This window comes from Candidatus Benthicola sp. (assembly GCF_058719085.1).
This window is the reverse complement of sequence record NZ_JBZQEK010000034.1, coordinates 1-1,550: the sequence shown is the minus strand read 5'-3', so window position 1 is coordinate 1,550 and position 1,550 is coordinate 1. Positions and strand designations below refer to the sequence as shown.

Genomic DNA, 1,550 nt, shown 5'->3' with positions numbered 1-1,550 from the left:
CCGTACTTTCACGGGCAGAACGCACGATCTGCCGTACTTTTCCGGCAAACATGCCGGAATCTGCCGTGATTTATCGACACACTAACCGGCCCAGGCCACTCCTGGATTGGTTCAGAGTCCGCGACTCAAAGACTCTAGCAAACCAACCTCCGATGAACTCGGGGCGGTTCAGGAAGGTCACACAAAGACCCGAATTCCTCGACGCCCTCTCCCGTCTGATGATTCCACCGCAGCTCGATCAAACCCGCGGCGCCTGACGGGTGGGCTGCGTTCGCCGGGTGTGCAGCGCAGCATCTCAGCCCGTCACGCGCTGTCGATCCCCCGGGTTTGGCTCTTTCCCGCGGCGAAGCCCAATCACCCGCCCGTCACGACCTTCCACGACCTTCCTTGACCCGCCGACACCCACCACGCAGCTTCCCGAAGGTAGCCCAAAGGACGTTTGAGTTTCCTTTCCTTTCCGGCCCGACGTAAGTTACTCCCTTGTTCGGTGCGCCCTCGGGGCGAACCCTTTATTGGATGCCCGGCCCCCCAAGCCTAATGATCGACCGCCTCACTGCCGCCCTCTCGGACAGGTACCGCATCGAGCGCGAGCTCGGTGCGGGTGGAATGGCGACCGTGTACCTGGCGGCGGACCTGAAGCACGACCGGAAGGTCGCGATCAAGGTGCTGACCCCAGAGCTCGGCGCCGTCGTCGGCGCCGAGCGTTTCCTGGCCGAGATCAGGACCACCGCCAACCTGCGCCACCCGCACATCCTGCCGCTGTTCGACAGCGGGGAGGCGGACGGTCTTCTCTGGTACGCGATGCCGTACGTGGAGGGCGAGTCCTTGCGGGATCGTCTGGACCGCGAAAAGCAGCTTCCGGTGAAGGAGGCGGTGGCCATCGCCTCGAAGGTCGCCGGTGCGCTGCAGGCCGCTCATGACGCCGGCGTGATCCACCGTGACATCAAGCCGGCCAACATCCTTCTGGAGAGGGGCGAGCCGACTGTCGCGGATTTCGGGATCGCGCTGGCGGTGCAGGATGCCGGTGGAGGGCGCCTCACCGAAACCGGTCTCAGCCTGGGCACGCCGCACTACATGTCCCCCGAGCAGGCTACGGGCGACCGGGATTCCGATGCGCGCACGGACGTGTACGCGCTCGGCGCGGTGCTGTACGAGATGCTGACCGGGGAGCCGCCCTTTCCCGGCGCGACGGCGCAGGCGATCGTCGGCCGCATCCTGACGGTCGATCCGACCCCTCCGACGGAGATCCGGCGCTCGGTCCCGCCGAACGTGGAGGCCGCGGTCCTGACAGCGCTCGAAAAGACGCCGGCGGATCGTTTCAGGACTGCCGAGGAGTTCGCGAATGCGTTGAACGACCCCGGGTTCATCCTCCCCGCCACCGGCGCGCGAGACCACGAAACCGCTCACGGGCCCCTCTTTCGGTACGGTTGGCCCGCGACGGCCGCGGTACTGGCGGTGACTCTCATCGGGGTCCTGCTGGCAGCTCCCGAGCCCCGAGCGCCTCGGGTCATCCGAGCTCCTTTGGCCCTGAGTCCGGGTCAGGAGCTGGG

General features: G+C 66.3%; 1 protein-coding gene. It reads left to right on the top strand.

What is annotated here, in order from left to right; all coding sequences use genetic code 11:
• Positions 1-537: 537 nt before the first annotated feature.
• A partial coding sequence (locus tag AC36XV_RS02880) for a serine/threonine-protein kinase (RefSeq protein ID WP_492202168.1) occupies positions 538-1,550 on the top strand: 1,013 nt, incomplete at its 3' end.